Source organism: Nocardia asteroides (assembly GCF_021183625.1).
GTDB classification, from domain to species: Bacteria; Actinomycetota; Actinomycetes; order Mycobacteriales; family Mycobacteriaceae; genus Nocardia; species Nocardia asteroides_A.
In genome coordinates, this window is the sequence record NZ_CP089214.1 from 3,270,575 (window position 1) to 3,286,278 (window position 15,704).

A 15,704-nucleotide genomic window follows, 5' to 3' on the forward strand; every position below is an offset into this window, starting at 1 on the left:
GTCGACACCCGGCCGGACCGCCTAGTTCGCCAGATCGTCGACCGTGGCCGCTTCGTTCCTGGACAGGTTGATGCCCAGGTTCGCCGCGGCGCGCTCCAGATCCTCGTCCTCGCCCTCGCGCAGCTCGATCGCCGCGCCGTCGGAGGAGAGCACCTCGACGTTCAGGCAGAGCGACTGGAGCTCCTTGAGCAACACCTTGAAGGACTCGGGAATGCCCGGCTCCGGGATGTTCTCGCCCTTGACGATGGCCTCGTAGACCTTCACGCGGCCGACCACGTCGTCGGACTTGATGGTGAGCAGCTCCTGCAGCGTGTACGCCGCACCGTAGGCCTGCATGGCCCAGCACTCCATCTCACCGAAGCGCTGGCCACCGAACTGGGCCTTACCGCCGAGCGGCTGCTGGGTGATCATCGAGTACGGCCCGGTGGAGCGGGCGTGGATCTTGTCGTCCACCAGGTGGTGCAGCTTCAGGATGTACATGTAGCCGACGGCCACCGGGTACGGGAACGGCTCGCCGGAGCGGCCGTCGAAGAGCATCGACTTGCCGTTGTCGTCGACCATGCGGTCGCCGTCGCGGTTCGGCAGCGTCGAGGCCAGCAGACCGGTCAGCTCCTCCTCGCGGGCGCCGTCGAACACCGGGGTGGCGATGTTGGAGTCGCCGGGCGCCTCCCACATCTCCTCCGGCAGCGCCTTGGCCCAGTCGGGGTTGCCCTCGACCTTCCAGCCCGCCTTGCCGACCCAGCCGAGGTGGGTCTCCAGGATCTGCCCGATGTTCATACGACGCGGCACACCGTGCGTGTTCAGGATGATGTCGACCGGGGTGCCGTCCGGCATGAACGGCATGTCCTCGGTCGCCAGGATCTTGCCGATGACGCCCTTGTTGCCGTGCCTGCCTGCGAGCTTGTCGCCGTCCTGGATCTTGCGCTTCTGCGCCACGTACACCCGGACCAGCTCGTTCACGCCGGGGGGCAGGTCGTCGTCGTCCTCGCGGGAGAAGACCCGGATGCCGATGACCTTGCCGGACTCGCCGTGCGGCACCTTGAGCGAGGTGTCGCGCACCTCGCGCGCCTTCTCGCCGAAGATCGCGCGGAGCAGCCGCTCCTCCGGGGTCAGCTCGGTCTCGCCCTTCGGCGTGACCTTGCCGACCAGGATGTCGCCGTCGCGCACCTCGGCACCGATGCGCACGATGCCGCGCTCGTCCAGGTCCGCGAGGACCTCGTCGGAGACGTTCGGGATGTCCCTGGTGATCTCCTCGGCGCCCAGCTTGGTGTCGCGGGCGTCGATCTCGTGCTCTTCGATGTGGATCGAGGTCAGGACGTCCTGCTCCACGAGGCGCTGCGACAGGATGATCGCGTCCTCGTAGTTGTGGCCCTCCCACGGCATGATCGCGACGAGCAGGTTCTTGCCCAGCGCCATCTCGCCGTTCTCGGTGCACGGGCCGTCCGCGAGGACCTGCCCGTACTCGACCCGCTGGCCCTCGTCCACGATCGGCCGCTGGTTCGAGCAGGTGCCCTGGTTCGACCGGTTGAACTTGCGCATCCGGTAGCTCTTGCGGGTGCCGTCGTCGGCCATCACGGTGACGTAATCCGCGGAGACCTCTTCGACAACGCCGGCCTTCTCGTTGACCACGACGTCACCGGCGTCGACCGCGGCGCGCAGCTCCATTCCGGTGCCGACGAGCGGGGCCTCGGAGCGGATCAGCGGCACGGCCTGGCGCTGCATGTTCGCGCCCATCAGCGCGCGGTTGGCGTCGTCGTGCTCCAGGAACGGGATCATCGCGGTCGCGACCGAGACCATCTGGCGCGGCGAGACGTCGAGGTAGGTCACGTCGGCGGGGGCGACGTACTCCATCTCCTCGTTGCCGCGCCGGGCGAGCACGCGGTTCTCCAGGAAGTTGCCGTCGAGGTCGATCGGCGAGTTCGCCTGGCCGCGGACCTCGCGGTCCTCCTCGTCGGCGGTCAGGTACTTGACCTCGTCGGTGACCCGGCCGTCGACGACCCGGCGGTACGGGGTCTCGATGAAGCCGAACGGGTTCACCCGCGCGTAGACCGAGAGCGAACCGATCAGGCCGATGTTCGGGCCCTCCGGGGTCTCGATCGGGCACATCCGGCCGTAGTGCGAGGGGTGCACGTCGCGCACCTCCAGGCCGGCGCGCTCACGGGACAGACCGCCGGGGCCGAGCGCCGAGAGCCGGCGCTTGTGGGTCAGCCCGGAGAGCGGGTTGTTCTGGTCCATGAACTGCGACAGCTGGGAGGTTCCGAAGAACTCCTTGATCGCGGCGACGACCGGGCGGATGTTGATCAGGGTCTGCGGCGTGATCGCCTCGACGTCCTGGGTGGTCATCCGCTCGCGGACCACGCGCTCCATGCGGGAGAGGCCGACCCGGATCTGGTTCTGGATCAGCTCGCCGACGGTGCGCAGGCGACGGTTGCCGAAGTGGTCGATGTCGTCGACCCCGACCGGGACCTCGGCGCCGCCCGGCGCCGTCATCACCCGATCACCCGAGTGCAGCCGCACCAGGTACTCGATGGTGGTGACGATGTCTTCCTTGGTCAGCACCGATGCGGTGATCGGCTCGCCGACGTGGATGCCGAGCTTCTTGTTGATCTTGTAGCGACCGACCCGCGCCAGGTCGTAGCGCTTCTCCTTGAAGAACAGGTTCTCCAGCAGGGTCTGCGCCGACTCCTTGGTCGGCGGCTCGCCCGGGCGCAGCTTGCGGTAGATGTCCAGCAGCGCCTCGTCCTGACCGGCGGTGTTGTCCTTCTCCAGGGTCGACATCATGATCTCGGAGAAACCGAAGCGCTCGGTGATCTCCTCGGTGCTCCAGCCGAGCGCCTTCAGCAGCACGGTGACCGGCTGGCGGCGCTTGCGGTCGATGCGGACGCCGACGGTGTCGCGCTTGTCCACGTCGAACTCGAGCCACGCCCCGCGGCTCGGGATCACGCGCACGCTGTGCAGATCCTTCTCGGTGCCCTTGTCCACGGAGTGGTCGAAGTACACGCCGGGCGAGCGGACCAGCTGGGACACCACGACACGCTCGGTGCCGTTGATGACGAAGGTGCCCTTGTCGGTCATCATCGGGAAATCACCCATGAAGACCGTCTGGCTCTTGATCTCGCCGGTGTTGTTGTTGATGAACTCCGCGGTCACGAAGAGTGGCGCCGCGTAGGTCATGTCCTTGTCTTTGCACTCGTCGATCGAGGCCTTGACCTCTTCGAAGCGAGGATCGGAGAAGGAGAGCGACATGGACCCGGAGAAGTCCTCGATCGGGGAGAGCTCCTCGAGCACCTCCTCGAGTCCACCGGTCAGGCCCCCGTCGCCGCGAGCGGCGGCACGTTCCCGCCATTCCGGGGTACCGACCAGCCAGGCGAATGAATCCGTTTGTAGGTCGAGAAGACCGGGCACCTCGAGGGGCTCTCGGATCTTCGCGAACGACACCCGCCTCGGGGCACCGGGAATGGACCCCGCCAAAGCCTGATTCGAACCGGCGCTTGTCTGGGTGGAGACTGCCAAGATGCGTCCTTCCAGCACCTAACGCGGGCCGCGTGGTGGTCCGCGACCGTCGCTATTGTCTGCTACGAATTCCGCTGGTAGCGCCCCGAACGCGACTCGAACAGGCACCAACGGGAGCAACACCGGAAAGGTGGAACCCACGTGTGCGAATCGAGGTATGGACAGGAGGCAGCCAGCGCAACCTCCAAAGTTACACCCATGAATACGGGGAAGTCAAAGTACCACCCCTGTGATCGTCATCCCACCCGGCGCGCCGATGGCGCCGGGGTTCGACCGCATACCTTCCGGGCCGGCCGCGCTGGCTGCGCGTATGCCGTGACACCCGGTGGGGGGTGGTCAGCTGCCGCTGCTCAATCACTAGGGTGACGGCTGTTTCCGGCCTCGTCAAGTGGGTCCGGATGCCGAGATCGGCTGTCTTCCCCTGGTTCCGGTGCCGGTTACCGGTCCACGATCTCGGCGGCGAGCCAGCGGCCGTCCACCTTGGTCATGCGCAGCACGACCGGGCCCGCGACGCTCTGTTGCGCCGCGCCGTCCTTGGTCGCGCTCACCACGAGGTTCACCAGCAACTCGGCGCGGTCGTCGGTGAGCAGGGTCACGCCGATCGGGTCGGCGGCGGCGGTGGCGCTGGTCTGCGACTGTTTGATCGCCTCGATGGTGGTGGGGGCGAACTGGTCGAGGTCCTTCAGCATGTCGCCGGTCACCACCTGGCGAACGGCGTCCGGGTAGCCGTCGATGGCGGTCACGTCGTAGCCGTAGATGGTCTTCAGCGCGTTGTCGGCGGCGGCGCGGACCTCCTCGGTGGCGCCGGAGTCGACGAAGGCTTTGTCGTTGTCCGGGACGCCCGGACGCAGTGCCGCGACGACGGCGAAACCGGCCAGGACGGCAGCGGCGAGTAGGCATGCGATGGGTACGCCCCAGCCGCGCAGCGCTGTGGTTGGCTTCCGCTCGCCCGCGGGCGCCGCGCTAGCGGGTTCGCCGCCTGCGGCGTCCGCACCCGCCGACGCGGCTCTATTTGTCGCCTCGGCCTTGTCCAGACCGACCTTGCTCGCCGCAGCGGCCTTGCCCGCCGCCGAAGCCTTGCCCGTCGCACCTGCCTTGCCCGTCGCAGCGAACGTGCTCGTCGCAGCGGCCTTGCTCACCGCCGCACTCTTGCTTGTCGCAGCGGCTTCGCTCGCAGTGGCCGGCTCACTCGCCGCAGCCTCGCCCGCAGCGGGCTCGGTGCCAGCGACCTCACTCGCCGCAGCTCCGCCCGCGGCGGGCTTGGTGCTCGCGACCTCGCTCGCGGCGGACTCGCTCACAGCAGCTTCGCTCGGAGCGGGCGTAAGCGCGTCCTCGCTCGCGGCAGATGGGGTCTCGTCGGCGGCGGAGGTGTCCGCGGCGGGTTTGGCGGGCGAATCGGGGGTCGGGCGGCGCTTGGAGGTGACCCGGTTGACCGGGCGCTTCGGGGTGCTCATGCGCGTTCTCCTACGAACCCGGCTGCGGGGCGGGGGCGGGGGCGGGCGTCTCGGCGGGGGCGCCGGGCGCGGCGGGTACACCGCCGCCGTCGAGCAGGACGGGCTGGCCGAGCGCGGCCACCTGCTCCACCTTCCACACGCCGTCCACCTGCGTCATGTCCAGGGTCCAGGTGTAGCGGAACTGCGCCGCGGTGCTGTCCTTGCGCTGCTCGCCGACCTGCAGCACGACCAGCGCCGTCGCCTTGTCCTCCTCGCTGTTCAGCGCGGTGAGCGAGGCCCCGAGCACCTTGGCCTCCATCCGGACCCCGGCCTGGCTCGCCAGCTGCTCGGCCTGCTGCTGGTTCTTGGTGGCCGAATCGAGAATCGCGCCGGTCATCGAGGAGCGCGCGGTGGCCAGCGAGCCGGGCACGTCGTCGATGTTCATGGTCGTCATGTTGAGCGCGGCCTGCCGCGCGCCATCCAGCGCGGAGTCCCGCGCCTCGGCGCGCGGGCCGTCGGTGAAGAACGCGGCCCGCGCCCAGCCGACCCCGAACCACAGCGCCGCGCCGAGCGACACCACCAGCAGCACGGCCGCGACCGTGCCGACGACGGTGCGCAGCCGGGAACCGGTGCCTGCGGACTCGGCCTGCGGCGGATCGGCGACGACCTTCTCGGTCGAGACCTTCGGCTGCTCGGCTGGGTCGGGACTCACAGCGACAACACCTCTACCTCGTCGGATGTGGTCACCGCTTCGGGGTGACCCCCAGAAGGGTGGCCATCTGAATGGCGACCGGGCTCAGATCCAGCCGGGCCGGGTCGACCTTCGGATTGGCGTCCCACGGCTGCGGGACGTTCGGGTCGGCATACGCGGAGCGCGCGCCGCCGCGCACGTTGGTCGGATTGCCGAACGGCACGGTGCACTTGGCGTCGGTGTTGAACGGGAAATCGTCGCGGGTGTCGTCGAAGTCCGGGTTCTGCGCCTTCATCTGCTCGAGGATGCGCTGCGTGCCCTCGTACCCGACGGTACAGGCAGGCGGGTTGTTGGTCTCCAGCACCAGCCCGAAGTGCGTGGTCCCGTCGCCGGGCGCGGTGGCCGAGCCGCCGATCGAGAGCCCGGGCAGCATCGCCAGGATCGGCTGCAGCACGTAGTTCTTCGGCGAGAGCGTCCGCAGCAGCAGCCGCAGGTTGGTCAGGTCGGTGGTCAGGTCCGGCCCGCTCTCCTGGATCAGCGCGCCGAGCTGCTCGCCCGCGTCGGTGCCGGTGCCGATCAGCCTGCGCACGTCCGGGTCGCTGGAGCGCAGCTGCGCGGTGAGCTGCTCCAGGCCGTCGCTGAAGGCGAGGATGCTGTCCGACTGCTCGGCCTGGGTGCCGAGCACGGTCTTGCCGTCCTCGATCAGCTGCAGCGTCTGCGGCATGGTCTCGTGGAAGGTGGTGGTGAACTTGTTCAGCGAGTCGACGAGGATCTTGAGGTCGTCGCCCTTGCCGTCGAATGCCTTGCCGAGCTCGCTGACGGTGGTGTTCAGCGCCTGCAGGTCGACCGTGCGGGTGAACTCGTCCACGCTGCTCACCAGCTGCTCGACCGAGACCGGGGTGGTCGCCCCCGCGATCACCGAGCCCTCCTTCAGGAAGGGCCCGCCCGCGCTCTCCGGCTGCAGGTCGACGTACTGCTCGCCGATCGCCGAGCGGTTCGAGACGACGGCCTTGGCCGAGGCCGGGATGTCCGGCGCGGAGCTGTCGATGTCGAGCCGCATGGTGACGCCGGAGTCGGCGAGATCGATCGCGCCGACCCGGCCGACCGGGACGCCGCGGTAGGTCACCTCGGAGCCGGGGTAGGCCCCGCCGGTCTGCTCGGAGGTGACCTTCACCTCGTACTTGCCGAAGCCGAACATCTGGTCGAGCCGGATGTAGGTGGCGCCGACGTAGACGACGCCGACCACCGCGATCACCACGAAGGCGATCAGCTGGTAGCGAACCAGACGGGTCATCGCGGAACCCCCACTCCGAATTGTTCGAGGAACGAGCCGAGCGGGGTCGGGGCGCCCGGCGCGGCGGCCGCGCCGGGCAGCGGCACCGCGGCGAGGGTGGGCGGCAGCGGGATCAGCGAGACCGTCGGCCAGCCGGGGCGCGGCCCGTTGCCGTTGTAGTACGGGTTGCTCGGGTCGACGGTGATCGCGGGGCCGCGCGGCGGGATGTAGGTGGGCGCGGGTTTGCCGACGCCGAGGTTGCTCAGCGTGGTGCCGATCTGCAGGTCGACCGAGAGCCAGGTGTTCGCCGAGCCGCCGAAGGTGCTCTTCATGGCCTCGTCCGGGAACGGGTAGGTCGGGATCAGCGGCAGCGCGGTGATCAGGTCCGGCGCCGCCTTGGCCAGCTCCTGCAGCGTCGGCCGCAGCGAGTTCAGGTCGCGGATCAGGTCGTCCTTCGAGGTGTCGACCACGTCGAAGCCCGCCTGGCCGAGCCGGTCCAGCTGCTGTAGCAGCCCGATCAGCTGCGGCCGCTGCTCCTCCAGGATCCGGACGCCCTCCGGCAGCTCGTCCAGGATGCCGGCGAGCTGGTCGTTCTGCGCGGCCACCCGGGAGCTGAGGGTGTCCAGCCCGTCCAGTGCCCGCGTGATGTCGTCGACCTGCTGGTCCAACCCGGCGATCAGGGTGTTCGCCTGCTCCAGCAGCGAGCGAACGGTGTCCTCGCGGCCGTCCAGGGTCTTGTTCAGCTCGGTGATCACCGGCTGCAGCTGGGCCACGCCGCCGCCGTTGAGCAGCAGCGACATCGCGCCGAGCACCTGCTCGACCTCGGTGGCGTGCCTGGTGTTGGTGACCGGGATGACCGAGTTGTCCACCAGCTTGGCCGGGTCGGGCTCCGGCGGCTTGCTCAGCTCGATGAACTTCTCGCCGAGCAGGCTGGACTGCCTGACCTCGGCGCGCGCGTTGGCGGGCAGGTCGACGCCCGCGTTCACCAGGGCCCGGACATTGGCCGTCCAGCCGTCCTCGGCCAGGCTGATCTCCTCGACCCGGCCGACCGGGACGCCGTCCACCTTGACCGCGGACTGCGGCACCAGGTCGAGCACGTCGTCGAAGCGGATGTCGAGGTGGTACGGGCTGTCGCCCACGTCGGCGCCGCCGGGCAGCGGGACGCTGTAGATGCCGTCCGCGGCGCACGAGCTCACCAGCAGGGCGGTCAGTCCGGCGGCCGCGGCGGCGGCCACTCCGCGAAGGCGGGTACGCGGGCTCATCGCTCGCCCTCCTGCTCGGTGGGCGGCACGGTGCCGGGAACGGGGGCCTGCTGCTGGTTCTCGTTGCTGAGGATGCCGAACGGCAGGATCAGCGTCGGGGTCTGCACGCCCGCGGTGATCTGGCCGGTGATGGCGGCACAGTTGTCGAGCACCGGCCGCAGCTGCCTGCCGAGCGCCTCGAACTTCGGGTCGCCGGGCATCAGCTTGGAGAGGTCGAGCAGGTTGCAGACGGCGCCGAAGGGGTCCTGCAGCTCGGGGATGTTGGCCCGCATGTCCAGGGTCCCGGACTCGCCGTTGTGGATGTTGATCAGGTTGCTCAGCGCCACCGGCAGCACCTCGACCGCGGCGGCCAGCTGGTCGCGCTGGTCGGCGAGGGTCTGGGTGAGCGTGGTGAGCTCGGCCGCGTTGTCCTGGATCAGGCCGCGGTTGGCGTCGACGAACCTGGCCACGTCGCCGAGCGCGACGGAGAGCAGCCGCAGCGCCGCGCCGAGGTTCTGCTTCTCGCCGGCCAGGAAGGTGGTGAGGTCGGCCAGCTGGCCGTTGAACTCGCGCACCTGCTGGTCGTTGCGGTTCAGCATGGCGACGAACTGCTGCAGGTTCTTCACGGTGTCGAAGATGTCGCCGCGGGAGTCGGAGAGGTAGCGCGCGGCGTGCGAGAGCTGGGTCAGGCTGTTCGCCAGCGCCTCGCCGTTGCCCGCCAGGTTGGCGGCGCCGGTGCGCACCAGGTCGTTCACCGCGCCGTCGGCGTTCGCGCCGTCCGGCCCGAGCGCCTGGGAGAGGTCGGTGATGCTGGAGTACAGCTCGTCGACCTCGACCGGGGTGACCGTGCGCTCGCGCGGGATGGTGCCGTCGCCGTCCATCTTCGGCCCGCCGCGGTAGACCGGGGTGAGCTGGATGTAGCGGTCGGCCACCACCGACGGGGTGATCTGCGCGGCCTTGGCGTCGGCGGGCACGTCGTACCCGCTGTCCACGTGCATGACGACCTTGACCTGGTCGCCCTGCGGCTCGACCGAGTCGACCTCGCCCACCGCGACACCGAGGATGCGCACCTCGGAGCCCTCGTAGATGCCGACCGAGCGATCGAAGTACGCCGTGATCTCGGTCCGGCCGACGCGGTCGAGGACCCACCAGAGCACGCCGGCCGCGATCAGCGCGGCGACCACGACCAGTGCGATGACCGACTTCGATGCCTTCCGCGCCGACCCGCGCCGGCCAGGGGATTCGGACACGTCAGTTCCCTCCCAGTGTGCGCACCGGCGGCCGGTCGCCCGGGATCTCCGGCAGTGCGGGCGGCAGCAGGTTGACGATGACCGCGTCGAACCAGCGACCGGTGCCGAGCACGTTCGCGTAGATGTTGTAGAAGGGCGCGGCCAGCTCCAGCGTCTTGGAGATGTTCTGCTGGTTGTCGTTCAGCAGCCCGATCGCGTCCCGCAGGTTGCTGAGCGCGGGGCCGATCTGCTGCTCGTTCTCCGCGACCAGGGCGCTCAGCTCGGTGGAGAGCCGCTGCGCGCTGGTGAGCAGCTGCGAGATCGCCTGCTGGCGCAGGTTCAGCTCGGCCAGCAGCTGGCCGCCGTTGCTCAGCAGCCGCTCGAACTCGGCGTTCCGGTCGGCGAGCACCTGCGTGGTCTGCTTGGTCGCGGCGAAGAGCTTCTTCAGCTCCTCATCCCGCTTGGCCAGCGTCTCGGAGAGCCGCGCGACGCCGTCGATCGAGCCGCGGATCTCCGGCGGCGTCGTCTCGAAGGCGTCCGAGAGCACCCGGAAGCTGGTGGCGAGCTGCGCGGTGTCGATCTGGTCGATGGTGCTCGCCGCGTCCGAGAAGGCGTCGATCACGTCGTACGGCGCCACCGTGCGGGACAGCGGGATGCGCTCGCCCGGGTCGGCGGGCTCGGCACCCTTGGGGTCGAGCGCCAGGTACTTCTGGCCGAGCACCGTCTTGATCTGGATGGAGGCGGTGGTCTCGTCGCCGATCCAGGCGTCCTGGGTGCGGAACTCGACCAGCACCCGGTCCTCGTCCAGCGAGACACCGGTGACCGCGCCGACCTTGACGCCCGCGATGCGCACCTCGTTGCCCGGCTTGAGCCCGGCCGCCTCGGTGAACTCCGCGGTGTAGCGGCTGGCCGCGCCGACGATCGGCAGCCGGTCGATGAAGAACACCGAGACCGTCACCAGCAGGACCAGGAGCAGGCCGAGCATGCCCATGAATGCCGGGCTGCGCTTGCCGAGCAGAATCCGGTCGTCCATCAGCGGGCCTCCCCCCGGCACCGGGGCGCCGTGTTGGTGTAGATGGGCTGGTTGACCGTCGGCAGCCCGACCGGCAGGTTCAGCTGCGGCGCGTCCGCGGTGCCGGGGCCGATCACCAGGTCGATACCGCAGAGGTAGAACTGGAACCAGGAGCCGTAGCTCCCGACCCGGCCCAGCTTCTCCATCTTGACCGGCAGGTTCTCCAGCGCGGTGTTCACGTCGTCGCGGCGCTCGGTGATCGTCCCGGCGAGCTGGCTCAGCCCGGCGATCGAGCCCTGCAGCGACGGCCGGGTCGGCTCCAGCAGGTCGGCGGTGGCGTCGGTCAGCCCGGCGAGCGAGCTCACCGACTGCCCGACCGTGTTCCGCTCCTGGGAGAGCCCGGAGACCAGGGCCTCGGTGTTCACGATGAGCTGGTCGAACTGGTCGTTGCGGTCGTTCACGGTCTGCAGCACGACGTTCAGGTTGCGGACGAGGTCGCCGATGACGGCGTCCTTGTCCGCGATCTTGTTGGTCAGGCTCGCGGTGCTCGCCACCAGGTCGCGGATGGTGCCCTGCTCGCCCTGGAAGACCTGGATGATCTCGTAGGAGAGCTTGTTCACGTCCTCCGCGGTGAGCGTGCGGAACAGCGGCCGGAAGCCGTTGAAGAGCGTGGTCAGGTTGAGCGCCGCCCTGGTGTTCTCCACGGCGATGGTGTCGCCCGCGTTGAGCTTGCGGCCCTGCTCGCCCGGGCCCTGGTCGAGCGCGATGTAGCGCTGGCCGACCAGGTTCCGGTAGCGGATGGTCGCGATGGTCGAGGCGGGCAGCCAGTCCCGGTCCTGCAGCTCGAACTCGACCTCGGCCATCCGCCGGTCCACGATCGAGACTGCGGTGACCTTGCCGACCCGCACGCCGGCGATGCGCACCTCGTCCCCCGGGTTCAGCGAGGTGACGTCGGTGAAGCGGGCCTTGAAGCCGTCGCCGCCGCCGGTGTAGTTGGCGATCGAGAGCCCGAGGATCGTGGTGGCCAGCAGGGTGACCACGATGAAGACGACGAGTTTGGTCAGCGCACCGCCGACGCCGCGCAGTGCCTTCATCGGATGCTCACCTCGCTACCGCGGAATGCGGGCGCGCCCACCCTGGTCAGCCAGCCGGGCACCTGCTCGGGTGCCACCCCGCTCGCGGCGCCGTAGATGGCCCCGAGCTGCTGCTGCTCCAGCGGCGAGCCCGCCGTTGTCGGAATGTCGGTCGCCGGGAAGGCGCCGTACTGCGGCTCCGCGAAGTACCCGGTGTCCTGGTCACCCGGGTTCCGGCTCGGGACCGGGTAGGAGCCGTCGTTGACCGGGCCGCCCGGGTACTGCCCCGGGTCGACGCCGCGCGGGAACTCCGGCACGCAGAACGGGCCGCGGTCGTCGAAGAAGCGCGGTTCGTCCTGGTTCGGGATATACCGGCCGCGCGGGTTGGTCAGCTCGATGCTGACCCGCGAGCCGGGCCTGCCGGTGCCCGGCCCGAACAGCTCGTCGATACGCGGCTTCAGCTGCGCGAAGTTCGCCATCGCGCAGGTGAAGGTCGGCGAGTACTTGGCCAGCGATTCCAGGGTGTGCCTGGAGTCGGCGGCCACGTCGATGATGTTGTCCCGGTTGGCGAGCAGGAAGTCCGTCGTGGTCGCCGCGGACGGGGTCAGCACCTGGAAGAGCACGTCGATGTCGGTGCGGCGCTGCACGATCGTCGCGTTGGTGGTGCGCAGGTTGTCCAGCGCGGTCACCAGCTGCGGCGCCGCGTCCGAGTAGGTCGCGGCCACCTGCGCGAAGCTGCGCAGGTCCTGCTGGATGTCCGGCAGGACGCCGTTCAGGTCGCGGAAGATCGAGTCCAGCTTGTCCACCGACTCGCCGAGCGCGGCGCCCTGCCCGGAGAGCGCCTGCGAGAGCGCGCCGAGCGTGGCGGCCAGGTCCTGCGGCGGGATCGCCTGCAGCAGCGGGAGCAGGTTGTCGAGCAGCTTGCTGATCTCGACGGCGTTGCCCGTCGTGTCCTGCCGCAGCGTCATCCCCGAGGTGAGGTGCTGCCCGCTCGGGGCCTCCGGGACGACCAGGTCGACGTACCGCTCACCGAACAGCGTCTTGGGCAGCAGCCGCGCGGTGACGTTGGACGGGATCTGCTCGGCCTTGTCCGGGTCGAGCGCGAGCGCGAGGGTGACCTCGCTGCCCGCGGTATCGCTCGACCGGACCGTGCCGACCTGCACGCCGCGCATCTTCACGTCCGCGTTGCGGGTGAGCGCGTTGCCGACGCTGTCGGTCTTCAGGTCCACGTCGACGGTGTCGACGAAGGTCTTGTTGTAGATCGCGATCGTCGACCAGACGAACACCGCGCACAACACGAAGAAGATGATCCCCAGCACGCGCACCCGAAGTTTCTCGGTCGCCCGCCAGGTCTGCGTCCCGCTCATGCCGAGCCCCCTCTCCGGATGAGCGAGAGCCCTCCGTGGCTACGCTTCGCTCCCGCCTCCGGGCTTGACTCGCTCATCCGGCCACCCGCACCGTCGTAGTAGTGCCCCAGATAGCAAGGCTGAGGAAGAAGTCCAGCACCATCACCAGCACGATCGCGGCACGCACCGCCCGGCCGACGGCGACGCCGACGCCCGCGGGCCCGCCGGTGGCGTGGAAGCCGTAGTAGCAGTGCACCAGGATGATGACGAACGCGAATATCAGGACTTTGAGGAACGAATAGAGCACGTCCTCCGGTGGCAGGAACAACCCGAAATAGTGGTCGTACGAGCCACTGGATTGTCCGTTGAACCAGACGTTGATCAACCGCGAGGCGACGAAGGTGCCGAGCAGCCCGACCACGTACAGCGGGATCACCGCGAGGAAACCCGCGATCACCCGGGAGGTGACCAGGAACGGCACACCGGGCACCGCCATCACCTCGAGCGCATCGATCTCCTCGGAGATCCGCATGGCGCCGAGCTGGGCGGTGAAACCACAACCCACCGTCGCCGAGAGCGCGAGCGCCGCGACCAGCGGGGCGATCTCACGGGTGTTGATGTAGGCGGTCAGGAAGCCGGTGAGCACCGAGCTGCCGAGCGCGTCCAGCGCCTTGAAGCCCTGCAGGCCGACGACGACGCCGACCGAGCCGGACATGAAGACGATCACGCCGATGGTGCCGCCGATCACCGCGAGCGCACCGCTGCCGAAGGTGACCTCGGCCAGCAGCCGCATCACTTCCTTGCGGTAGTGCACCGCGGTCTTCGGAATCCACGCGATCGCGCGCGAATAGAACGACATCTGTTCGCCGGCGCGGTCGATCACGTTCAGCGGAACGCGCGCGATTTCCCCTGCCCGGCGGCTGGCCTTCGCGAGAACCGGGGGGCGATAGTGAGTTGCCATCGATCAGGTGCCTTTGGCGGGAATGATCTGGAGGTACACGAGGGTGAGAACCAAATTCACGAAGAACAGAACCAAGAACGTGATGACCACGGATTGATTCACCGCCTCACCGACTCCTTTCGGACCGCCCTTGGGGTGCAGGCCCTTGTACGCCGCGATCACTCCGGCGAGCAGGCCGAATATCGCCGCCTTGATCTCGCCGATCCAGAGATCGGGTAGCTGAGCGAGCGCCGAGAACGACGCCAGGTAGGCACCCGGGGTGCCGCCCTGCAGCGTGACGTTGAAGAAGTAGCCGCCGGCGATGCCGACGACCGAGACCAGTCCGTTGAGCAGCAGCGCCACGAGCGTCATCCCGAGCACCCGGGGAACCACGAGCTTCTGGATCGGGTCGACGCCGAGCACCTCGAGCGCGTCGATCTCCTCACGGATGGTGCGCGAGCCGAGATCGGCCGCGACCGCCGACCCGGCGGCGCCCGCGATGATCAACGCGGTCACCACCGGAGCGGCCTGCTGGACCGTAGCCAGCACACTGGTCGCGCCGGTGAACGACTCGGCGCCCAACTGCTTGATGAGCGAGCCGGTCTGCAACGCCACCACAGCACCGAAGGGAATCGCGACGAGGGCGCTCGGCAGGATCGAAACACTGGCGATGAACCAGGACTGTTCGATGAAATCCCGCCATTGGAAAGGGCGCCGGAACGTCTTGCGAAACACGTCGAGCATCAGGGCGAAAATATTGCCGGCCTGTGCAAAGCCGGACTCGACCGGAGCCCGCAATCGCGACAGGGAAGAATCCACGATGGCGTATGTTACCCGTCGGTTCGGCTCTGGCGAACACTGGTGTCATATGACTGGGCACGGAATCTCTCGGTATCCGCTGTGCTGTATGCCATAACCTGCGTGTCGTTGCTCTGGTCGAGTGATTCGCGGATGGCGGCCTGCGCGGCGTGCGGCAGCGTGTGCATGATCTCGCGCACCCGCTCCTGCCGCCGCAGCACACCCTGACGCACCGGCATGCCGGGGGTGGCCCGCATCTGCGGAATGATCCCCTCGACCTCTTCCGCGCCACCGTGGTGGTGCCCGGCGTCAACGAGCGCCTGCTCGCGCGCCATCTGGGTCTCGTCCTTCTCCTCCGACATCCCGATCGGCCCGATCATGCGGCCGTTCAGGAACTGCTTCACCACCGGCTCCTCGGAGGTGAGCAGCACCTCGCGCGGGCCGAACATCACCAGCTGACGGCGGAACAGCATCCCGATGTTGTCCGGAACCGACCGTGCCAGGTTGATGTTGTGCGTGACGATCAGAATCGTCGCGTCGATCTGAGCATTGATGTCGATCAGCAGCTGCGACAGGTACGACGTACGCACCGGATCCAAGCCGGAGTCGGGCTCGTCGACCAGGATGATCTGCGGATCCAGCACCAGCGCCCGCGCCAGCCCGGCACGCTTGCGCATACCACCGGAGATCTCACCCGGCAGCTTGCCCTCGGCCCCGATCAGACCGGTCAGCTCCAGCTTCTCCATCACGATCTGCCGGATCTCGGACTCCGACTTCTTCGTGTGCTCGCGCAGCGGGAACGCGACGTTGTCGAACAGGTTCATCGACCCGAACAGCGCACCGTCCTGGAACAGCACCCCGAACAGCTTCCGGATCTCGTAGAGCTGCTTGTTCGAGCAGGTGGTGATATCCACCCCGTCGATGAAGATCGACCCGCGCTCCGGGCGCAACAGCCCGATCAGCGACTTCAGGAACACCGACTTGCCCGTGCCCGAGGGGCCGAGCAGCGCGCTGACCTCACCGGAGGGCAGCGTCAGCGAAACATCCTGCCAAATCCGCTGCGAGCCGAAGGACTTGGTAACTCCCTCGGTCCTGACCTCGACGCCCACGCGTACCTCCACACAGTTTCCGGCGAACGGTCCACTGTGGGAGCCG

Annotated in this window: 12 protein-coding genes; all 12 read right to left on the reverse strand. The window is 68.7% G+C overall.

Features of this window, described 5'->3' with window-relative positions:
* Positions 1 to 21: 21 nt before the first annotated feature.
* The 12 genes from LTT61_RS15480 to LTT61_RS15535 all read right to left on the reverse strand — a co-directional run bounded on the left by LTT61_RS15480 (position 22) and on the right by LTT61_RS15535 (position 15,670).
* Complete coding sequence (locus tag LTT61_RS15480) at positions 22 to 3,531, reverse strand: DNA-directed RNA polymerase subunit beta (RefSeq protein ID WP_233020663.1); 3,510 nt, start codon at positions 3,529 to 3,531, stop codon at positions 22 to 24.
* Positions 3,532 to 3,950: 419 nt separating this feature from the next.
* The gene (locus tag LTT61_RS15485; RefSeq protein ID WP_233020664.1) at positions 3,951 to 4,967 is read right to left on the reverse strand and encodes a hypothetical protein; all 1,017 of its coding nucleotides are present in this window, start codon (positions 4,965 to 4,967) and stop codon (positions 3,951 to 3,953) included.
* Positions 4,968 to 4,977: 10 nt separating this feature from the next.
* On the reverse strand, positions 4,978 to 5,658 hold the full coding sequence (locus LTT61_RS15490) for a hypothetical protein (protein WP_233020665.1): 681 nt from the start codon (positions 5,656 to 5,658) through the stop codon (positions 4,978 to 4,980).
* A gap of 31 nt (positions 5,659 to 5,689) precedes the next feature.
* Positions 5,690 to 6,931 (reverse strand): MCE family protein, encoded by a 1,242-nt coding sequence (locus LTT61_RS15495; RefSeq protein ID WP_233020666.1) that lies wholly within the window; start codon positions 6,929 to 6,931, stop codon positions 5,690 to 5,692.
* Complete coding sequence (locus LTT61_RS15500; protein ID WP_233020667.1) at positions 6,928 to 8,172, reverse strand: MCE family protein; 1,245 nt, start codon at positions 8,170 to 8,172, stop codon at positions 6,928 to 6,930. Before LTT61_RS15500 ends, LTT61_RS15495 begins: the two co-directional genes overlap by 4 nt.
* The gene (locus tag LTT61_RS15505; protein ID WP_233020668.1) at positions 8,169 to 9,401 is read right to left on the reverse strand and encodes an MCE family protein; all 1,233 of its coding nucleotides are present in this window, start codon (positions 9,399 to 9,401) and stop codon (positions 8,169 to 8,171) included. The genes LTT61_RS15500 and LTT61_RS15505 overlap by 4 nt, the downstream gene beginning before the upstream one ends.
* A gap of 1 nt (position 9,402) precedes the next feature.
* A complete protein-coding gene (locus LTT61_RS15510; RefSeq protein ID WP_233020669.1) occupies positions 9,403 to 10,413 on the reverse strand; it encodes an MCE family protein in 1,011 nt (336 codons plus the stop codon).
* The gene (locus LTT61_RS15515; protein ID WP_233020670.1) at positions 10,413 to 11,486 is read right to left on the reverse strand and encodes an MCE family protein; all 1,074 of its coding nucleotides are present in this window, start codon (positions 11,484 to 11,486) and stop codon (positions 10,413 to 10,415) included. Before LTT61_RS15515 ends, LTT61_RS15510 begins: the two co-directional genes overlap by 1 nt.
* Positions 11,483 to 12,832: an MCE family protein gene (locus tag LTT61_RS15520; RefSeq protein WP_233020671.1), complete on the reverse strand. Its 1,350-nt coding sequence runs from the start codon at positions 12,830 to 12,832 to the stop codon at positions 11,483 to 11,485. The genes LTT61_RS15515 and LTT61_RS15520 overlap by 4 nt, the downstream gene beginning before the upstream one ends.
* Before the next feature lie 73 nt (positions 12,833 to 12,905).
* The gene (locus LTT61_RS15525) at positions 12,906 to 13,772 is read right to left on the reverse strand and encodes an MlaE family ABC transporter permease (protein WP_233020672.1); all 867 of its coding nucleotides are present in this window, start codon (positions 13,770 to 13,772) and stop codon (positions 12,906 to 12,908) included.
* Between the two features lie 3 nt (positions 13,773 to 13,775).
* Positions 13,776 to 14,495 (reverse strand): MlaE family ABC transporter permease, encoded by a 720-nt coding sequence (locus tag LTT61_RS15530; protein ID WP_233021027.1) that lies wholly within the window; start codon positions 14,493 to 14,495, stop codon positions 13,776 to 13,778.
* An 86-nt stretch (positions 14,496 to 14,581) separates the two neighbouring features.
* Positions 14,582 to 15,670: an ABC transporter ATP-binding protein gene (locus LTT61_RS15535; protein ID WP_269821889.1), complete on the reverse strand. Its 1,089-nt coding sequence runs from the start codon at positions 15,668 to 15,670 to the stop codon at positions 14,582 to 14,584.
* Positions 15,671 to 15,704: the final 34 nt, after the last annotated feature.

Bases quoted from the DNA above. Each gene is read 5' to 3' on its own strand.
- LTT61_RS15520 (WP_233020671.1), bottom strand. From the start codon at position 12,832: ATGAGCGGGACGCAGACCTGGCGGGCGACCGAGAAACTTCGGGTGCGC.
- LTT61_RS15515 (WP_233020670.1), bottom strand. From the start codon at position 11,486: ATGAAGGCACTGCGCGGCGTCGGCGGTGCGCTGACCAAACTCGTCGTC.
- LTT61_RS15525 (WP_233020672.1), bottom strand. From the start codon at position 13,772: ATGGCAACTCACTATCGCCCCCCGGTTCTCGCGAAGGCCAGCCGCCGG.
- LTT61_RS15530 (WP_233021027.1), bottom strand. From the start codon at position 14,495: ATGCTCGACGTGTTTCGCAAGACGTTCCGGCGCCCTTTCCAATGGCGG.
- LTT61_RS15485 (WP_233020664.1), bottom strand. From the start codon at position 4,967: ATGAGCACCCCGAAGCGCCCGGTCAACCGGGTCACCTCCAAGCGCCGC.
- LTT61_RS15495 (WP_233020666.1), bottom strand. From the start codon at position 6,931: ATGACCCGTCTGGTTCGCTACCAGCTGATCGCCTTCGTGGTGATCGCG.
- LTT61_RS15500 (WP_233020667.1), bottom strand. From the start codon at position 8,172: ATGAGCCCGCGTACCCGCCTTCGCGGAGTGGCCGCCGCCGCGGCCGCC.
- LTT61_RS15510 (WP_233020669.1), bottom strand. From the start codon at position 10,413: ATGGACGACCGGATTCTGCTCGGCAAGCGCAGCCCGGCATTCATGGGC.